Source organism: Sphingobacterium sp. xlx-96, from assembly GCF_011007365.1.
Lineage (GTDB): Bacteria > Bacteroidota > Bacteroidia > Sphingobacteriales > Sphingobacteriaceae > Sphingobacterium > Sphingobacterium luzhongxinii.
In genome coordinates this window covers 201164-219386 of record NZ_WFKM01000007.1, presented here as the reverse complement: position 1 = coordinate 219386, position 18223 = coordinate 201164, and the positions used below count along the sequence as shown (strand labels likewise).

The window sequence follows — 18223 nt, the reverse complement described above, 5'->3', positions numbered from 1 at the left end:
TGTTTGGTAGTGAAGTGACACAAGTGCCAACGCCAATTGAAAACTTGTTTCATTAGTAGATAAGGGGAATCAATGCTTCCCCGACTTATTTAAATATATAGGGAGAGAAATTTTATTTTTAATAGGAAGCTGTTTAATCAAAAAAGCCTGCACGGATCGTACAGGCTTCTATCACCAACCAAAGTGAAATTTTTTAAAAACAATACTTATTCTCCTCGATCAACTTACGTGCAATACGTTGACGAGCGTCTTTTACATTGAAAGGTTGCGCTTTCGTGAAACGGCGTAATCCTACCAACATCATGTTCAATTCATCCCCTTCGCCGAAAGAGTACAAAGCTTCTTTACCCGCTGTACCAACCTTTTCGATTGCTGAGTACAAATATACTTTAGCCATATCAGCTTGCAAGCTAGTAGCCTCTTCCCCTTGACTATGGTATAGCTTTTCGGCTCTCAATAATACCGACTCAGCGACATATACATACCCTATGATATCAGCAATGTTCATTAAAATTTCTTGTTCTTTAGAAAGCGACATCATTAATTTTTGAACAGCCGCTCCAGCTATAAGTAATCCTGCCTTCTTAAGATTATTAATAATTTTTTTTTCTGCGGCAAATGGTGCTGTGTCTTCATCAGCAAAATCAGGAATATCCATCAACTCTCCGACCACAGCTTGCGCAGGCCCCATCAAGTCCAACTCTCCTTTCATCGCGCGCTTCAATAACATGTCGACCACCAATAGACGGTTCACCTCGTTTGTCCCTTCGAATATCCGATTGATTCTCGAGTCTCGATACGCACGTTCCATGGGAGCTTCTGCCGAATATCCCATACCACCATAGATTTGAACACCTTCATCGACTACATAATCCAGCATCTCCGAGCACCACACTTTGATAATAGCACATTCTATTGCAAACTGTTCGACTGACTTTAACTTGGCTTTTGCCTCATCCATTCCTCCTGCGATCAAAGCTTCATAAGCATCATCAATATTCTGTCCAGCACGATAGGCTGCCGATTCATTAGCGAAGAGACGAATCGCTGACTCCGCTATTTTATAACGAACAGCCCCGAACTTGGATATCGGCAAATTAAACTGAACTCTTTCATTAGCATAGTTAACTGCTGTAGAGATTACAGCTCTCGCTGAACCAATAGTTGCTGCCCCCAATTTAATACGTCCGATATTCAATATATTGACCGCAATCTTAAATCCGTTTTCCCTTTCTGACAACATATTCGCCACTGGTACAGCACAATCATTAAAGAAGATCTGTCTTGTAGAAGACCCCTTGATACCGAGCTTATGTTCTTCAGGATTCATTGTGATACCGCCAAAATCCTTCTCTACAATAAAGGCTGTTAAATTTTTATCGTCATCAATCTTTGCAAATACAATAAAAACATCTGCAAATCCACCATTAGTTATCCACATCTTTTGTCCATTAATCAAATAATGGGTTCCTTCTGCATTCAATTTGGCCGACGTACGCCCCGAATTGGCGTCCGAACCAGAGTTTGGCTCGGTAAGACAGTAGGCAGCTTTCCACTCTCCTGTTGCCAACTTTGGTATATATTTCACTTTTTGCTCGGCATTACCATAGTATAAAATAGGTAATGTACCGATCCCTGTATGTGCCGAGAGCGCTACAGCAAAGGAAAAACCTCCCCCTACCGCGTCGGCGACTAACATAGAAGTGTTGAAATTCTTTCCAAATCCACCGTATTCTTCAGGAATGGATACACCCAACATGCCCAACTCACCGGCCTTATCCATCAACTGTTGCATCAACCCTTCTTCCTGTGCATCAATACGATCTAATTTATTTAAGACCTCGGTATCCAAAAAATCCAAACATGTCTGCCGAATCATTTTCGCTTCTTCATCAAACTCTTCTGGAATAAAAACTTCGCTATATGGTGTTTCTTTAATTACAAACTCACCACCTTTAATTGCTTCTTTCATATTTTTTAGATTTGAGCTATGAGAAAAGAGATTTGAGACCAATAGTCTCCACCATTTTTCTCACATATTAACTTTCAACTATTTAACACTTAGATTTAAGGTGTGAGACAAGAAATTTGAGACCTGTAATCCTATTATCTCATATCTTTAACCTCACATCTGATTTCTAATCTAACATTTCAAATATACCGGCAGCTCCCTGTCCTGTTCCAACACACATTGTCACCATTCCATATTTCTTATCCCTTCGTTTCAACTCATTCAGAATCTGAACGGTGAGCTTTGCCCCTGTACAACCCAGTGGATGTCCCAATGCTATAGCCCCTCCATTGACATTCACACGCTCTTCATCCAACCCTAACTCGCGGATCACAGCCAAAGACTGAGAGGCAAAGGCTTCGTTCAATTCGATTAAGTCAATATCTTCTTTCTTCAGTCCCGCCTGTTCCAACGCCTTTGGAATAGCGAAAATAGGACCAATCCCCATAATACGTGGCGGGACACCTGCTACGGCATAAGAAATTAACTTAGCAATAGGCTTTACCCCCAATTCGTTCATCTTACGCTCGGACATCACCATTACAAAGGCCGCTCCGTCGGAGGTCTGAGAAGAGTTTCCTGCCGTCACAACTCCATCTGCAGCAAAGACCGGTCTCAATTTGGACAGTGCCTCTAAGTTGGTATCCGCTCGGGGGCCTTCATCGGTGTCGACAATATATTCTCGCGTGGCCATCTTACCATCTTTAAGGTAATTTTCCGTTACGGTAATAGGTACCACACCATCTTTGAGATGACCGTTCTGGATGGCTTCAATTGCCTTTTGATGTGATTTGAGTGCGAATGCATCCTGGTCTGCACGCGAAACCTTATAATCCTGTGCCACCGCTTCGGCTGTAAGCCCCATTCCCCAATACCAATCCGAATGTTCTCTGGATACTTTTGGATTAGGTACTATCTTCCATCCCCCAAACGGCATTCCCGACATAACTTCTGCTCCTCCGGCAATGATGACATCTGCCATGCCTGCCTTAATCTTGGCCGTAGCTGTCGCAATGGTCTCCAAGCCAGATGCACAATAGCGATTCACAGTGACGCCGGGAACTTTATCCGTATCCAATCCCATAAGGGAAATAAAACGGCCCATATTCATACCTTGCTCTGCTTCTGGCATCGCATTGCCTACGATGACATCATCAATTTCTTCTTTATTTAAATTCGGGATCGAAGACACCAAATGTTTGATAACCTCAGCTGCCAAATCATCAGCACGCATAAAACGAAAGCCACCTCTTGGTGCCTTCCCTACGGCGGTACGATATCCTGCTACAATGTAAGCTTCCATGTTATTAGTATTAAGTAGTTAGATATTAGTATTTAGATTTCAATTTTTGCTAAAAAACGTAATTCATCTTCTGTAATTCGATAATTTTTTCTATAACTTCTTTCAAATCACCATCTAATAAATAACCCAAGTTCCTTGATATGATTAATTGTGTTTCGACTTCGTATGTAGATGCATACGCTATGGCAAGAAAGTGAACAAACTCCTTATTAGAGTTCCTTCCTGATCCTTCCGCTATATTTGAAGAAATTGAAATAGCTGCACGATTAATTTGGCTTATTAAACCGAATCGCTCTTTATCAGACAAAAAACCTGTAATCCGATAAATATCAGAGACCAGCTCAATTGCCTTTTGCCATAGTTTCAATTCCTTATATTGGTAAAAAAGCATACATCTAAATACTAAGCACTAAATACTTGTCGTCTAATTTCGTAACGCCTTCCCTTTTGTCAGCATATACTGAATCCGTTCAAGCGTCTTACGCTCGGCACATAGCTCTAAGAAAGCCTTTCGCTCTAAGTCCAAAAGGTATTGTTCGGATACTTCAGTAGGGGCAGAAAGATTACCTCCACACATGACCCAGCCTAATTTTTCAGAGATTTTCTTATCATGGTCAGAAATATAATTTCCTGCTCGCATAGACGAAGCTCCTACATAGACGATTCCTAACCCTTGATTGCCTAGCACCTTGATGTCGTTTCGTGGCGCTGGTTGTGTATAGCCTCCTTCTGCCAGTTCTATTGCTTTGGCTTTCGCATCTGCCAATAAACGTGCTCGATTCATGGTGATAGCATACTTACCTTTCTGTAGGTAACCTAATTCAAAGGCTTCTACGGCTGATGTAGAAACTTTAGCTTGACCTATGGTAAGGAATTTATCTTTCAGTATGTTTTGTGTAATTTGATCATCTCTAAACTCATCTGAAGCGCGTAAGGCAAATTCTTTGGAACCTCCACCTCCAGGGATAACTCCTACGCCAAACTCCACCAACCCCATATAAGTCTCCGCATGCAATTGAACAAAATCAGCATGCATGGAAAACTCACAGCCACCACCCAACGTTAACTGGAAAGGAGCTAGTACTACGGGGATTGTAGAATAGCGGATACGCATAGATGTATTCTGAAACATACGCACCGCCATATTTAACTCATCGTAATCCTGCTCTACAGCCATCATGAAAATCATACCGATATTCGCTCCAGCAGAGAAATTTTTCCCATCATTGGAAATAACTAAACCGCGATAGTCCTTTTCAGCGATGTCAATAGCTTTATTGATGCCCTGGATGACATCGCCACCGATCGTATTCATCTTCGTATGAAATTCACAATTGATAATACCATCACCAAGATCTATAATTGACACCCCTGAATTTTTCCAGAGTGTGTTTGTGCTACGAATGTGATCTAATACAATTAATTCTTCAGTACCCGGTATTGCTTTGTAAGATTTCGAACGTATGTCATAATACTGCCGAACACCATTTTCTACTTTATAAAATGATTCACATCCTGCAGCCAACATATCATGTACCCACCGCGCTACCTCACCACGCTGTCCGGGGAGCCGCCTCTCTTCCATTTTAATCTTTTCTAATGTCTCTCGCACTCCTAAGGCATCCCAAACTTCAAACGGACCGATTTCCCAACCAAACCCTGCTCGCATCGCATCATCTATACGGAAAAAATCATCCGTGATTTCTGGCACTCTATTCGAGACATACTCGAATAAAGGATAATGCATCGCACGGAACAATTCTCCAGCCTTATCAGTCCCCTGCTCATATACTTTCATCCGCTTACGAATATCTTCCACCTGCTTAGTTGCTTCCAACGTCGCCGACTTCACCTTTGATTGGGGACCATATTCTAATGTCTTAAGGTTTAACGATAATATCTCAGAATTTCCGTCAGCACCTTTGACTTTTTCATAGAAGCCTTTTTTTGTCTTCTCTCCCAACCACTTATTAGCAACCATCTGCGTGATGAACCCAGGTAGAGCAAAAACTCCCTTAGCCTCATCATCAGGAGCATTTTGATCCAATCCGTTGGCAACATTGACCAAGGTATCTAACCCGACAACATCGGCGGTACGGAATGTTGCTGATTTAGGGTGACCCATGGCCGGACCCGTATATTTATCCACCTCTTCAACTGTTAATCCCATCTGGTCGACAAGGTGAGTCAGTGCCAACATGGAATATACACCTATTCGATTACCAATGAAAGCCGGAGTATCTTTACACAACACCACTGTCTTGCCCAACATCTTATCACCATATCCTACCAAGAAATCGACAACTTCTTCGTTTGTCCGTGCCGTAGGAATGATCTCTAATAGTTGCAGGTACCGAGGAGGATTGAAAAAGTGTGTACCACAAAAGTGGGCAATAAAATCTTCCGAACGACCTTCGGTCATTAGATGAATAGGAATTCCAGACGTATTTGAGGTGATTAACGTTCCTGGCTTGCGAAACTGTTCTATCTTTTCGAAAACAGATTTCTTTATATCCAACCGTTCTACCACAACTTCTATAATCCAGTCGGCCTGAGCAACCTTGCCCATATCGTCATCAAAATTCCCCGTACTTATTCGTTTAGCAAAAGATTTACTAAACAGAGGAGCAGGATTAGACTTAATCGCCGTTTCGAGCGAAGTGTTTACAATACGATTGCGTACGGCATGATGATCAAGCGTCAACCCTTTTAACTCCTCCCCACGAAGTAGTTCTTTGGGTACAATGTCCAACAGCAGTACCTCCACACCAATATTGGCAAAGTGACAAGCGATACGAGAACCCATCACGCCTGAGCCTAATACGGCTACCTTTTTAATATTTCTATTCATATGTGTATAATCTGTTTTTTATCTGTCATATGGAATATCCAGAGTATATTATGCACGGATTGTTGTAATTGGATAGCATTCTGCTTCGCAGTCATCCGTGTTTGTGTCTTTCTGCTGGATGAATATTTCATATGTGAATAATTTATCTTTTAATCGCCATGTGAAATATCCAAACCGAGTGTAACGAGCTAACGAAGTAATTATTTTCATCGATATTTGTTCAGCCTTTACTACATGGATATTTCATCTGTAAATACTTTTTTCCTTCTGTAATCATATAATTAAAGTATACCCCCCTGAAACACAAGAGCGTATATCCTATTCTGTCTCCATCATCGCGATAGACTCCGGCTCGTAATCGTTTGCCAGATCATTTACCTTAGCCAACATTTTAATCAACTGTAGACGTTCCTTTTCAGAAAGCTGTGATTCTAAATACTCATTAAAACCACGCACCACATTCTTTGCAACCCTACGCTTCTGTACCCCCAACGCTGTCAAATAAACTTTGACAGACCGCTTATCTGTTGTACTAGCCTCTCTATAGATAAAACCAAGAGCCTCTAAGTTATTTAACACCCGAGACAACGAAGTAGTTTTTACTCCTGTCGAATTTGCAATCTGCGAGACAGCCGTGCCGTCCTTATGGATATTAATTAAAATATATCCAGCAGCCTGCGTAAACCCGTGTTGCGAAGCAATATTATTATATTTGTTCGCAACAGTCTGCCAAGCTGCTTTTAAAAAATAGTCAATTGTATTATTTTGGCTCATTGTTGATCATGCTTACTACTATAGTTTATTATGCAAGCATATCAAATTTAACAGATTAAGTTGTATAATCCAAATACTTATACAAATTTTCTCTTCGCCATCTCTTCAAAAACTAAAATACGGACAATCAACAACAAACAATCTGCTATTCGGTACGCAAAGCCACCTTGTCCCCATTATGCCTCCGCAATCACAATCTATTTTCTCAAAAACTACCATTCTAAAAGCTCATAAAGAGCTTTCATTTTTGTGGGTGGTTGAATGGAATCCTGAAAGTTTTATTTAGGTTTGTATCAGTTTTAATAACACATCAATATGGCATTAGTAAACATACCTCGACTGAATCTACTCCACTACACAGATGGCAGCACCGAACAACGTAAACAGTTTGTAAAGGATATTGGTAAGGCATTCAATGAGACTGGATTTGTTACTATCGCAAATCATGGATTGAGCGATGAATTAATATCCGAGTTGTATGAAACGGTAAAGGCCTTTTTTGAATTGCCGCAAGAGACCAAAGACAAATATGAATTTCCCGAACTTGCAGGGCAACGTGGGTATACCACAAAAGGAAAGGAAAAAGCAAAAGACTCCAAAACCCCCGATCTGAAGGAGTTTTGGCAGCGTGGACAGACTATCATTGGAGAGGATTACTCTAAAATAGATTTTCCAGATAATCCAACAGTGCAGGAACTTCCTCGTTTCGACACTGTTACTGGAGAAATTTATCAAAAATTGGAGAATACTGGTCGTAATCTACTGAAAGCAATAGCAACCTATTTGGAACTGGATGAAAATTACTTTGAACAACACGTTATTAATGGAAACTCAATATTAAGAGCTATTCATTATTTTCCGATCAACAATCCGGAGAGCTTATCACCTGATGCTGTGCGGGCTGGCGCACACGAAGACATTAACTTAATCACGTTACTTATAGGCGCTTCTGCTGATGGATTGGAAGTTTTAACAAAAGATGGCAACTGGTTCCCTATTAAAGCTAAAGGAGAAGATATCGTTGTCAATGTAGGTGATATGTTGCAAAGATTGACAAATAATAAACTTAAATCTACAACCCATCGCGTGGTCAACCCTCCTATAGAATTGATGAAGACTTCGCGCTATTCGGTTCCTTTCTTTCTCCATCCGAAATCTCAAATGAGCTTAGCTAGCCTAGACTCATGCATTGATAAAGAACATCCGAAAGTATATGAAGATTACACGGCTGGACAGTACCTGGACGAACGCCTTAGAGAGATCGGTTTAAAAATGTAATTTATTGTTTTATATCAAAAGCGGTCTGTTAAGAAAATTAACAGACCGCTTTTGATAGTTAATATAAAACCTATTTCAATCTATAACCGACTCCTACATTCATAAAAATATTGTGCATACCAAAACTGATACTCTCAAATCCGGTTTTCATGATAGTGTTAATACCATAATCCAATTGGACCAAAGCAAAACATTTTGGGGTAAAAGCATATTGCCCACCTAAGCTCATCCCTACATCGACAGCACGAACACTTTTGGAAAAGTCATAATCAGCCTTATCAATAATTATCTTATCTCCGGTGGGTATTTCACGTCTTAAATATCCATCAAACGCCTCCCCATAGAACTTCTTTCGGATGGCAAACGCGACATAAGGGCCTGCTTGTATATTCCATTTTTCAGACAATTGATATGTTGCTTGGATTGGAATTGATAGATATAAGTTGTGAACTTTGGTTGTAATTTCTCCTGTATAATACCCTCTCAATTCCTCGTTCGAATTATTGGTAGCACTAAAGGTCGTTTTATATGCTTTTACGGTAGCTTCAGCATCCATTCCTTTACCTTCAAATGTCAAACCTAAAACAACACCCCATTTAGAATTCACCTGATAAGTTCCTTTAGCCCCAATAAAAAAAGGAACATTGGGCGCATAACTATTAATTTTTCTAATTTCTCGAGGTAAAGATAAAGGAGTTGCTCCTCCAATTTTACCCCCAACAGAAAATGTCAAATCTAATTTATCGCTATCAAAATTACCTTTTTGCCCCTTTACCGTCGTGACTAAAAAAAACATAGTTATCGCAACTATCACACATTTATATACTCGCATCTTATTATTTCGTTATAATTTTTAAGTCGTCAACAGTTAACAGACTTCCTACAGCTCCGACAAATTTGTCGCCATATTTACTGGAAGTCATAACAATAACAATATTATAGTCCAATCCTGCCACTTCTGTGTCTAACACCGGTTGTTTGTATATAAATGGCAAATTAAATTTCACAAACTCTTCACCTTGGGTAGTATTTCCGTTTTCGAGACGTGCTATAGCAACAACACTAGGATCTGTAAAAACATTATGTCCAGTCAAGTAAGACTTTTTCTTTAAGGGATCTTTCTCAGCGTCCATCAATTTCTTTCTGTTATAGAATACCGCATAAATGTCACATTCGTCATTCTGATCTAGGACCTTCATATCTTTATCTGTTACTGTTGAGCCTGCTTTATATTTATAACTTCCTTCTAAAGCAATTGGGACCTGACTAAAAGGTAAACCAAATTGTGTTGCCGACAAAGGATCTGTAAGGACAGGACCGGAATCAAAACTGCCAATAAATAAATTACCTGCTGCAATCGGCTTCTTAAACATCAGCCCAAAACTCCCTGTACTCATTGTCTCTAGCAAGAGCCCCTTTTTCCCAGAAGAGGATTCATCGGTCGTCTTAGTAGGGTATTTATTAGGCTCGTAATCGCCACCGCTAATCATCAATGTTAATGAAAAGCTCGGGTTTCCGGAGGCCCAATTATAAAACTTATGTCCATCAATAAGATTATAAAAAACAGTATATTTATTTATTTTCTCTATCTCAAATTCTTCAAACCCATAGTCAGTAGGTACAAATCCTCCATTAGTATTTACAATTTTAACTAGATACTTCTTGATATGTTGTCCATCTTGAGCCGTCACTTTGTAAAAAACCCCATCTGTTTGCATATTATCTATAATCATCCTGTTTGTATCTGTTTGACCATCAGGCATTTCAAAATCCTCCTTAGACAATGCGATACTGGCGCCTGGCGTCAGTTTAAAATCTATCTTCAGATTATTTATATTCTCATGATCAGGCTTCAGATATAATGTAACACTAGTATTTGAAATAATTGGATCTAGCAAAAAGACATCTTCATTAGTATGAACTGAAACTATATCAGCTTCCATATTTAAGGCCTCATCCTTTATACAAGATAAAAAAAAGAGAGTTATCCCCGAAAACAACAAAAATAAATTACGGTATTGCATAAAAATTATACTTTTAAAATCTAAACACTCCATTCCTCAGAGGTTGAAGTGGCGCAAAGTTATAATAATTTTATACCCGCAAGTACAAACACAGTCTTTATGGTGTAAAAACTTTACATTCTCTAGATAGGAAACCCGGCTAAATTGCAGCGGGATCAATCTCCTCTTTTATTTTTTTTGGCAAACTCTGGAATACGAGCTGATAACTGTGATCTATCAATTCAAATAGGGTGTCATCAGACAACTCCCTATTTGCAAAAACCGTATTCCAGTGCTTCTTATTCATATGATATCCAGGCAGGACGGTTTGTTCATATTTTTCACGAAGTTCGACCGCATATTGGGGATCACATTTTACATTAAAACACAACTGGTCGACCTGATCCAGTCCTACCAATAAAAACACTTTACCCGCAACCTTGAATACCAACGTATCTGGGCCAAAAGGTAATTCTTCTGAAACAGATTTTTGGTTTATACAATACTCGCGTAATTCTTCGATATTCATAATAGAAACGTTAGAACTTACGCCTGAACCGTCAACAATTCAATCAACTCTTTTTGGAGTTCAATTCCTTTGTCTTCATTATACCACTTTTGGAAATACTCCTTTATTTCCTCAAACGGCCTTTCCTCTTCTTTCATTTTAACAAAAAGCTCCTGCAATACAGCAGGACGAGGTCCCCAAGTCGCGATGTCTACACCGGATTCATTGCGAATAATTAATTTTGGAATAGATTTTCCTCCGTCTGTAAGATATTGATCAATCAAAAACGGCTCAGCGTCTCTTAATTGTATATCTAAAACGATATTTGGATTATCTTTAACTAATTCATAAATCTGAGGTACGGAATGTGCCGCATCCCCGCACCAAGGCTCAGTAATTAAAACCCAAGTTTGCTTCTCACTCACCCCCCCAAAAAAGGCCTTCGTCTCTTCTTCGGCCTTAAACCGTTTTAGCCAACGATTCGTCCGAGACCAATTAAGTTTTGTATAATTAAAGTATTCTGGATCGGTATAAGTTGGATAGGCAGACGGATTGGCTAAAACTTGCTCAAAATAAATCAAATACGTTTCAAATTTCATAAATACATTTTTTATAATTAATTACCTTACTTGCTTTCAGTAGTATTATTTCGACCTAGTAGTCGTATTACATAAATATTTTCATAAAACATTTTTTATGAATGACAAAAATACGCATAATCCACCAACAAAACAGTCATCAAAATGTTGCATTACATTTAACATTATTTAATAATTGTTCGATCTATCTTTGAGCAGTATTCAAGCCAATTAAATGAAAAGAATTCTATTAAGTCTATTTATCCTAACCACCACAAACATAGTTTATGGTCAACATACCTTATCAGGTAAAATTATCGATAAATCAGACAACAAACCGCTAACAAATGCTTCCATCGTCCTCCTCGACCAAGATTCCATTATGAGACACTTCACTCGAGCAGATGAAGATGGTAAATTCTTGTTTAAGACATTAGCAGACTCCACATACATATTTATCGTGTCCTACCCTAAATTTGAGTTGGTTTCCAGAAAAATCAAATTAGACAATCAAATCTCCAATCTACCTCCTATAGCTTTAAGCTCACAGGAAAATCTTATTGAAGAGGTAGTCATCCAACAACGTCTGCCCATACGAATTAAGGGAGATACCTTAGAGTATGATGCAGGAAGCTTCGAGACTGAAAAAAATGCGAAACTAGAAGATTTACTGCGTCGCCTACCCGGACTTTCGGTATCTGGGGATGGTAAAATAACCGCAAATGGTAAATCGGTATCAAAAGTACTTATCGATGGCGAAGAGTTTTTTGGCTATGATCCAAAGATTGCTATTCGAAACATCCGTGCAGATGCCGTAGATAAGGTACAGGTATACGAAAAAAAATCAAAAGAGGCCGAACTTACAGGAATTGACGATGGTGTGCGTGAGGTCACAGTGAATGCCGTACTTAAAGAAGAAGCCCGCAAAGGAATATTTGGTAACATGGAGGTTCTAGCTGGCAGCAAAGATCTTTATACAGGAAGTTTGTTCGCCGCCAAATTCAATCGAACCGAACGAATCGGTATCACCGCAAACACCAACAACATGGGCGGCGGTATGGGGCGTGAGGGCGGACTTCGGATGAATAGCCAAATCACGGGTAATCCCCTCAGTACTTCAGTTGGGGCTAATTATGAAAATCAGTTCTTTCAAAAGAAAGTCAACTTCAATGGCAGTTATAATTTTAACACAAATAGCAACAACAATGAAAGAGAATCTTTCAACAAACAGCTATTGTCCGGCGATGTAATTCAGGTATCGGAAAGTAGATCTAAGACCGCAAATTCTTCCGATGCTCATGGAGTACGATCTGAGATTCGATATAAAATTGACTCTACGTCTAATATGGAAATTAATCTAGGCGCTAACTTCGCTAACAACTACAGCAGTAGTGAATCCCAAAACTACACCACCCAAAACGGAAATCCATTTAGCAGGATCGGGGACACAACCAATACAAATGGACAAACTCGGTCAAACGATTTGCGGATCAATTATAGGAAACGTCTGAACAAAAGAGGAAGTTCAATAAACTTACATTTTAACAACAGCTATAACAAAAACTATTCGGAAAGCATCGTCGACCAAACCGCTATATATTACCTGAAGGATGATACTACTTATATCAACCAAAATAGGATTAACAATAGCTATGGCAACAATATTTCGGGACAGATTCAATATTCAGATCGTATCTCCAATTTAATAAATTACTCCTTGGGTTACAATATCAGCAATTCCACAAATAACACCTTGCTGAAAGCTTTTAATCAGAGAAATAACGATACTCCTGTTCTGAACCCTGAATATTCTCAGGATCAAAAAACAGGGAATACCAGCCATGGAATGGTGGTTAACATCAATTATTTCACAGAAAAAATCTCAGTGAATCTTTCTAACCGTACAAGTTTTAGAGATCAGTCCTTGACAGACGTTTATAGAAATATTGACCTGGATCGCACCTTTTGGGACAATGATATTAACATGAACCTAAATTACAGGGTTTCAAACAGAAAAAACGTAGGGGTATCTTATCAAAACAATTTCAATATCCCTTCATTCGGACAGTTACAAGAGCTACAACCACAAACAAATCCACTATTTATCCAAAAGGGTAATCCGGACTTGAAGCGATCAAATAACAATTCCTTCAGGTTAAACTACCATACGATGAGCTTGTTAAAAGGAACGAGTTGGAACATGAATGCCGACGTATCATTTACTACAGATCCAATTGTAAACCAACGAATAATAGACACAGCTACGGGAGTAACGACTAGCTCTTATATTAATGTGATCGGAAAATCGAGCTGGCGCGCAGGAATGAACAGTAATTTCAATAAGCCTATATTTGATAGGAAAGCACAGCTTAACATCTTTGGTGGACTGAACTACAACAATGGTTTCAGCTTTATAAAATATGGCGACGACATAAAGAACCAACAATATGAACTGAACAATGAACAAATGACCAGCTTATTTACTGGAATCGGCATCAATGAACAAGATTCCAAGGGTCTAGACTACGACTTCAATTGGAGAATCAGTGCAGACAACCAACGAAACAGTCTACAAAAGGAATTTAATTATACCAGCTTCAACACCAGTGCCTCTGGTTTTTTCAAGTATTTCCTTCCCAAAAAGTTTAATATTAGCAGCAACATTAACTATTCATTAGACGGACCAACGAAGTTTTACAACAAGAGTCTACACCAGTTTTATGTCAATGCCGAAATCAGTAAAAAATTACTAAAAAATGAAAGTCTGGTTGCAAGTATCAAAGGATACGATATTTTCAACACTTTCAACAACGTCAATAGATCTTCTTCGGAGTCTAGCTTTAGTCAATCAAGCCAACAGATGTTGACTCGTTACATACTATTGGGCTTAAAATGGGATTTTAATAAAAATTTGGGCAAAAAAAGTGAAGGTTAATTGTAAAACACCAACGAACATGAAGAAAAACGAATCAAATATAAGTCAGTTATTAATACTGACAAGCATACTACTAATTAGCACCGTAGCTCATGCACAATATGCCTATTTTGGAACGAGAGGAACGATATCCTTCGATAAAGTAACTTATACACGTGCCCAAACACGTGAGATGATGAAAAAATTTGAACAGGCTGCTCCTGGGCGTATGGGTGGGATGCACTTTTGGGGCGGAGATATAAACAACATGCCTGATTCTAGAACCGAGAAAATGACTATGCAATTTGATGAAAACGGTAGTCTTTTAGCCCCTATCGAAGAAGAAGAGGCTAAAAATAGCGGCCGGGGGCAACGTGCCAATGTTGGAGGAGGTAGAGGAAACAGAGGCGGTGCTATGGGGACAATCAGCGCTCAGGGTGGTGGCGGAGCCGTCGTAATGCGTGGAGCAGGCGCATCCCGGCGAAATAGCGCCAAAGTCCTATATCAAAACTTAAAGTCAAACACTGCAGAGGTACAGATTGAACTAGATGACAAGTATATCCTAAAAGATTCGCTTTCCGAAGTAACCTGGCGCTTCACAGATGAATATCGAAATATTGCGGGTTTTGAATGTCGCAGAGTGAATGGTGCTACACCAGACTCGTTATACCTCGTTGCCTTCTATACCGACCAGATTCCTGTATCCGGAGGTCCCGCCTTAAGTCATGGTCTTCCAGGTATGATCCTTGGACTCGCTATACCTGAAATGCACATCCAGTACTGGGCGACAGATGTTTCTTATCACAATGAACTTATCCCCACAGACTGGAAGGATAAAAAATCTAAGTCTATGACGTTAGATGAATTCTCCAATGCTGTTGGCAGATTCTTTCAACGAGGACGTGACAGTGGTTCGGCAAAAAAGAATATTTTAGAACAATTAATCTATTAAAAAAGACATTTTGTCACAGTACTGTGTCATATTACAGACAATTTGATGCAGTTTTTTCTTTTTTTTAGGCAAACATTTTGTTGGCATAAGGGTTGTTGTATAACATAGAAAAAACAATAATTCGTAAAACAATTACATAAGATATGTCTAAAATTATAGGAATCGACTTAGGAACTACGAACTCATGTGTTGCCGTAATGGAAGGTAATGAGCCCGTAATCATTGCAAATAATGAAGGTAAACGCACTACGCCTTCTATTGTAGCATTTGTAGATGGAGGAGAACGCAAAGTAGGAGATCCTGCGAAACGTCAAGCTATCACAAACCCACATAAAACTATTTATTCTATCAAACGCTTTATGGGAACTTCTTTTGATGAAGCTTCTAAAGAGCTAGCTCACGTACCTTACAAAGTTGTAAAGGGAGATAACAACACGCCACGTGTAGAGATAGATGACCGTAAATACACGCCTCAAGAAATCTCCGCTATGATTCTTCAAAAGATGAAGAAAACAGCCGAGGATTATTTAGGTCAAGAAGTAAGCCGCGCAGTTATTACTGTTCCTGCTTATTTTAATGATGCACAGCGTCAAGCTACAAAAGAGGCCGGTGAAATCGCAGGCTTAAAAGTAGAACGTATCATTAACGAACCTACGGCTGCAGCTTTAGCTTACGGTCTAGACAAAGCGAATAAAGATATGAAAATTATCGTATTCGACTGTGGTGGTGGTACACACGACGTTTCTGTCCTTGAGCTAGGAGATGGTGTATTCGAAGTAAAATCTACAGATGGTGACACTCACTTAGGTGGAGATGACTTTGATAATGCAATCATCAACTGGTTGAACGACGAGTTTAAAGCGGAAAACAATGGCTTCGACTTGAAAAAAGATGCTATGGCTTTACAACGTTTGAAAGAAGCAGCAGAAAAAGCTAAGATTGAGCTTTCGAGCACTACTTCTACAGAAATCAACTTACCATACATTACTGCTGATGCAACTGGCCCTAAACACTTAGTACGTACGTTATCACGTGCTAAATTTGAAAGTTTAGTAGCAGACTTAGTAAAACGTACTATAGAGCCTTGTCGTACTGCATTAAAAAATGCTGGGTTCAACACATCCGACATTGACGAAATAATCCTAGTAGGTGGTTCTACTCGTATCCCTGCAATAGTTGATGCTGTTAAAGACTTCTTTGGAAAAGAACCTTCTAAAGGTGTAAACCCTGACGAAGTAGTAGCTTTAGGTGCTGCAATTCAAGGTGGTGTATTGACAGGTGAAGTAAAAGACGTTTTATTATTGGACGTAACACCACTATCTCTAGGTATCGAGACAATGGGTGGGGTAATGACGAAATTGATCGAAGCGAATACAACTATTCCTACGAAGAAATCTGAAGTATTCTCTACAGCATCTGATAACCAGCCTTCTGTAGAAATCCACGTATTACAAGGTGAACGCCCTATGGCATCGCAAAACCGTACATTAGGACGTTTCCAACTAGCTGACATCCCTGCTGCTCCTCGTGGTATCCCTCAAATCGAAGTTATATTTGACATCGATGCAAATGGTATCATCAAAGTATCCGCTAAGGATAAAGCTACAGGAAAAGAGCAAAATATTCGTATAGAAGCATCTTCAGGTCTTTCGGACGAAGAAATCCAAAAGATGAAACAAGAAGCAGAAGCTAATGCAGAAGCGGATAAAAAATTGAAAGAAGAAGCTGACAAAATCAACGCTGCGGACGCTTTAGTCTTCTCTACTGAAAAACAACTAAAAGAATATGGTGACAAAATATCAGCAGAGAAAAAAGCCCCTATCGAAGCTGGTTTAGGAAAATTAAAAGCAGCTTACGAAGCACGTAATTTTGCAGATATCGATACAGCTTCTGCTGAACTTCAAAATGCATGGAATGCGGCATCTGAAGAGATGTATGCAGCATCTCAACAAAGTGGACAGCCACAAGGTGATCAAGCGAATCAAGCTGGATCAAACCAAGGCGGTGCAGACGATGTGCAAGATGTAGATTTTGAAGAAGTAAAATAATTCAACATCTTGTTTAATAGAAAAGCCCGAAGTGATCACTTCGGGCTTTTCTATTAAACAAGCTAAATTTCCATTTCAAATGCATAGAAAATTGTGTAGAATCAGTCCTCAAACAACTGATAGAAGTCTCTAAATGCAATATAGAATCTTCATACTGAATTTCAATAGTAGATTCGACCATGGAAATAAGCTCCATACCCCGTCAATCAAAGAAAAACTAGTCAAGTGAGACCGATATGTAAAGTAAGGTCAATACAGCTAAGACGTAATAAACTATCCGATTGAGGTACTTAAATCTATCCATGATTGACTAGATTATAATTGTATCACAAATGTAAATAATTTAAAACAATGCTATCTTAAAACGTTTGTTACACAACAAGCTACACACCAGTCAGTTCAACAAAAAAAGCCAGATAAGTAACGGTTAAACGAGAAAACAAATTTTTGAAATTATAACTAGAGAACATCTAATATTTTATATTTCTTTTGATTAAAAACAACCTCGTCTCCCGATTTAGCACCTTCCAAAGCAGTGTATATAGGAGCATCTGTATTCAGACCTATATAACTTTTTTCGTCATGTTCAAATGCTGCTGATGCAATTCCGATCAAAAAGCTCAACGAATCTGTGACGACCAAAGCGCCTGGCTCAACTTTAGATTTAGTGCCAAAGTCAACTTTTAAAAAAGCATTCAAAAGATCCTCTGCTCGGGCGATACGCGCTTCCAAGCTTCTTGCGGACTCTCTACTTTCATCCTGCTTAGCGAAGTCCTCATACCCCAACGAAGATTCTTCATCCAAATCTGTCGCCCCCATGTAAATTGCATGCATCCCTTTCAAAGCTTCCAAATCCACTAGCTCATTCTCTAAAATTCGATTCTTAATAGTTTCTTTTAATGACATCATGTTCCTATTTTTAAATCCTGATACTACCCTAAATATAAGAAATTTAAAAGAAAAAAATGATATACAATTTAACACTACACCGTATACCAACAAT

The 18223-nt window shown here is 39.1% G+C and carries 14 protein-coding genes; 4 read left to right on the top strand and 10 right to left on the bottom strand.

Annotated elements, in window-relative coordinates; all coding sequences use genetic code 11:
• Window positions 1-193: 193 nt before the first annotated feature.
• From G7B20_RS11080 to G7B20_RS11060, 5 genes are all read right to left on the bottom strand, one after another.
• Entirely contained in the window at window positions 194-1972 is a 1779-nt protein-coding gene (locus G7B20_RS11080) for an acyl-CoA dehydrogenase family protein (protein WP_164111224.1), read from the bottom strand.
• 166 nt (window positions 1973-2138) lie between these two features.
• Window positions 2139-3314: an acetyl-CoA C-acyltransferase gene (locus tag G7B20_RS11075; RefSeq protein WP_164111222.1), complete on the bottom strand. Its 1176-nt coding sequence runs from the start codon at window positions 3312-3314 to the stop codon at window positions 2139-2141.
• Window positions 3315-3363: 49 nt separating this feature from the next.
• Window positions 3364-3705, bottom strand: coding sequence for a four helix bundle protein (locus tag G7B20_RS11070; RefSeq protein WP_164111220.1), 342 nt, complete (start codon window positions 3703-3705; stop codon window positions 3364-3366).
• Window positions 3706-3738: 33 nt separating this feature from the next.
• Entirely contained in the window at window positions 3739-6165 is a 2427-nt protein-coding gene (locus tag G7B20_RS11065) for a 3-hydroxyacyl-CoA dehydrogenase/enoyl-CoA hydratase family protein (RefSeq protein ID WP_164111218.1), read from the bottom strand.
• A gap of 318 nt (window positions 6166-6483) precedes the next feature.
• On the bottom strand, window positions 6484-6939 hold the full coding sequence (locus G7B20_RS11060) for a MarR family winged helix-turn-helix transcriptional regulator (RefSeq protein ID WP_164111216.1): 456 nt from the start codon (window positions 6937-6939) through the stop codon (window positions 6484-6486).
• A gap of 315 nt (window positions 6940-7254) precedes the next feature.
• Between G7B20_RS11060 and G7B20_RS11055 the strand changes: the two genes are divergently transcribed.
• Window positions 7255-8217: an isopenicillin N synthase family dioxygenase gene (locus G7B20_RS11055; RefSeq protein WP_164111214.1), complete on the top strand. Its 963-nt coding sequence runs from the start codon at window positions 7255-7257 to the stop codon at window positions 8215-8217.
• 70 nt (window positions 8218-8287) lie between these two features.
• Here G7B20_RS11055 and G7B20_RS11050 read toward each other — a convergent pair whose 3' ends face one another.
• From G7B20_RS11050 to G7B20_RS11035, 4 genes are all read right to left on the bottom strand, one after another.
• Complete coding sequence (locus tag G7B20_RS11050) at window positions 8288-9013, bottom strand: porin family protein (protein ID WP_240452871.1); 726 nt, start codon at window positions 9011-9013, stop codon at window positions 8288-8290.
• A gap of 40 nt (window positions 9014-9053) precedes the next feature.
• Complete coding sequence (locus G7B20_RS11045) at window positions 9054-10160, bottom strand: PCMD domain-containing protein (RefSeq protein ID WP_240466004.1); 1107 nt, start codon at window positions 10158-10160, stop codon at window positions 9054-9056.
• A gap of 220 nt (window positions 10161-10380) precedes the next feature.
• Window positions 10381-10749, bottom strand: a complete 369-nt coding sequence (locus tag G7B20_RS11040) for an MmcQ/YjbR family DNA-binding protein (RefSeq protein ID WP_164111208.1) — start codon at window positions 10747-10749, stop codon at window positions 10381-10383.
• 17 nt (window positions 10750-10766) lie between these two features.
• Window positions 10767-11327 carry a thioredoxin family protein gene (locus G7B20_RS11035; protein WP_164111206.1) on the bottom strand — a complete coding sequence of 187 codons (561 nt, stop codon included), beginning with the start codon at window positions 11325-11327 and terminating at the stop codon, window positions 10767-10769.
• A 214-nt stretch (window positions 11328-11541) separates the two neighbouring features.
• Between G7B20_RS11035 and G7B20_RS11030 the strand changes: the two genes are divergently transcribed.
• The 3 genes from G7B20_RS11030 (at window position 11542) to dnaK (ending at window position 17220) form a co-directional block, all read left to right on the top strand.
• Window positions 11542-14241 carry an outer membrane beta-barrel protein gene (locus G7B20_RS11030; protein ID WP_164111204.1) on the top strand — a complete coding sequence of 900 codons (2700 nt, stop codon included), beginning with the start codon at window positions 11542-11544 and terminating at the stop codon, window positions 14239-14241.
• Window positions 14242-14260: 19 nt separating this feature from the next.
• Window positions 14261-15172, top strand: a complete 912-nt coding sequence (locus G7B20_RS11025) for a GLPGLI family protein (RefSeq protein ID WP_240452869.1) — start codon at window positions 14261-14263, stop codon at window positions 15170-15172.
• A 143-nt stretch (window positions 15173-15315) separates the two neighbouring features.
• A complete protein-coding gene (dnaK, locus tag G7B20_RS11020; RefSeq protein ID WP_164111202.1) occupies window positions 15316-17220 on the top strand; it encodes a molecular chaperone DnaK in 1905 nt (634 codons plus the stop codon).
• Between the two features lie 459 nt (window positions 17221-17679).
• Here the strand turns inward: dnaK and G7B20_RS11015 are convergent, their stop codons facing one another.
• Window positions 17680-18129 (bottom strand): hypothetical protein, encoded by a 450-nt coding sequence (locus tag G7B20_RS11015; RefSeq protein WP_164111200.1) that lies wholly within the window; start codon window positions 18127-18129, stop codon window positions 17680-17682.
• Window positions 18130-18223 lie beyond the last annotated feature (94 nt).

Bases quoted from the DNA above. Each gene is read 5' to 3' on its own strand.
- G7B20_RS11070 (WP_164111220.1), bottom strand. From the start codon at position 3,705: ATGCTTTTTTACCAATATAAGGAATTGAAACTATGGCAAAAGGCAATT.
- G7B20_RS11075 (WP_164111222.1), bottom strand. From the start codon at position 3,314: ATGGAAGCTTACATTGTAGCAGGATATCGTACCGCCGTAGGGAAGGCA.
- G7B20_RS11055 (WP_164111214.1), top strand. From the start codon at position 7,255: ATGGCATTAGTAAACATACCTCGACTGAATCTACTCCACTACACAGAT.
- G7B20_RS11035 (WP_164111206.1), bottom strand. From the start codon at position 11,327: ATGAAATTTGAAACGTATTTGATTTATTTTGAGCAAGTTTTAGCCAAT.
- G7B20_RS11060 (WP_164111216.1), bottom strand. From the start codon at position 6,939: ATGAGCCAAAATAATACAATTGACTATTTTTTAAAAGCAGCTTGGCAG.
- G7B20_RS11065 (WP_164111218.1), bottom strand. From the start codon at position 6,165: ATGAATAGAAATATTAAAAAGGTAGCCGTATTAGGCTCAGGCGTGATG.
- G7B20_RS11025 (WP_240452869.1), top strand. From the start codon at position 14,261: ATGAAGAAAAACGAATCAAATATAAGTCAGTTATTAATACTGACAAGC.
- G7B20_RS11040 (WP_164111208.1), bottom strand. From the start codon at position 10,749: ATGAATATCGAAGAATTACGCGAGTATTGTATAAACCAAAAATCTGTT.
- G7B20_RS11080 (WP_164111224.1), bottom strand. From the start codon at position 1,972: ATGAAAGAAGCAATTAAAGGTGGTGAGTTTGTAATTAAAGAAACACCA.
- dnaK (WP_164111202.1), top strand. From the start codon at position 15,316: ATGTCTAAAATTATAGGAATCGACTTAGGAACTACGAACTCATGTGTT.
- G7B20_RS11045 (WP_240466004.1), bottom strand. From the start codon at position 10,160: ATGGAAGCTGATATAGTTTCAGTTCATACTAATGAAGATGTCTTTTTG.
- G7B20_RS11030 (WP_164111204.1), top strand. From the start codon at position 11,542: ATGAAAAGAATTCTATTAAGTCTATTTATCCTAACCACCACAAACATA.
- G7B20_RS11015 (WP_164111200.1), bottom strand. From the start codon at position 18,129: ATGATGTCATTAAAAGAAACTATTAAGAATCGAATTTTAGAGAATGAG.
- G7B20_RS11050 (WP_240452871.1), bottom strand. From the start codon at position 9,013: ATGTTTTTTTTAGTCACGACGGTAAAGGGGCAAAAAGGTAATTTTGAT.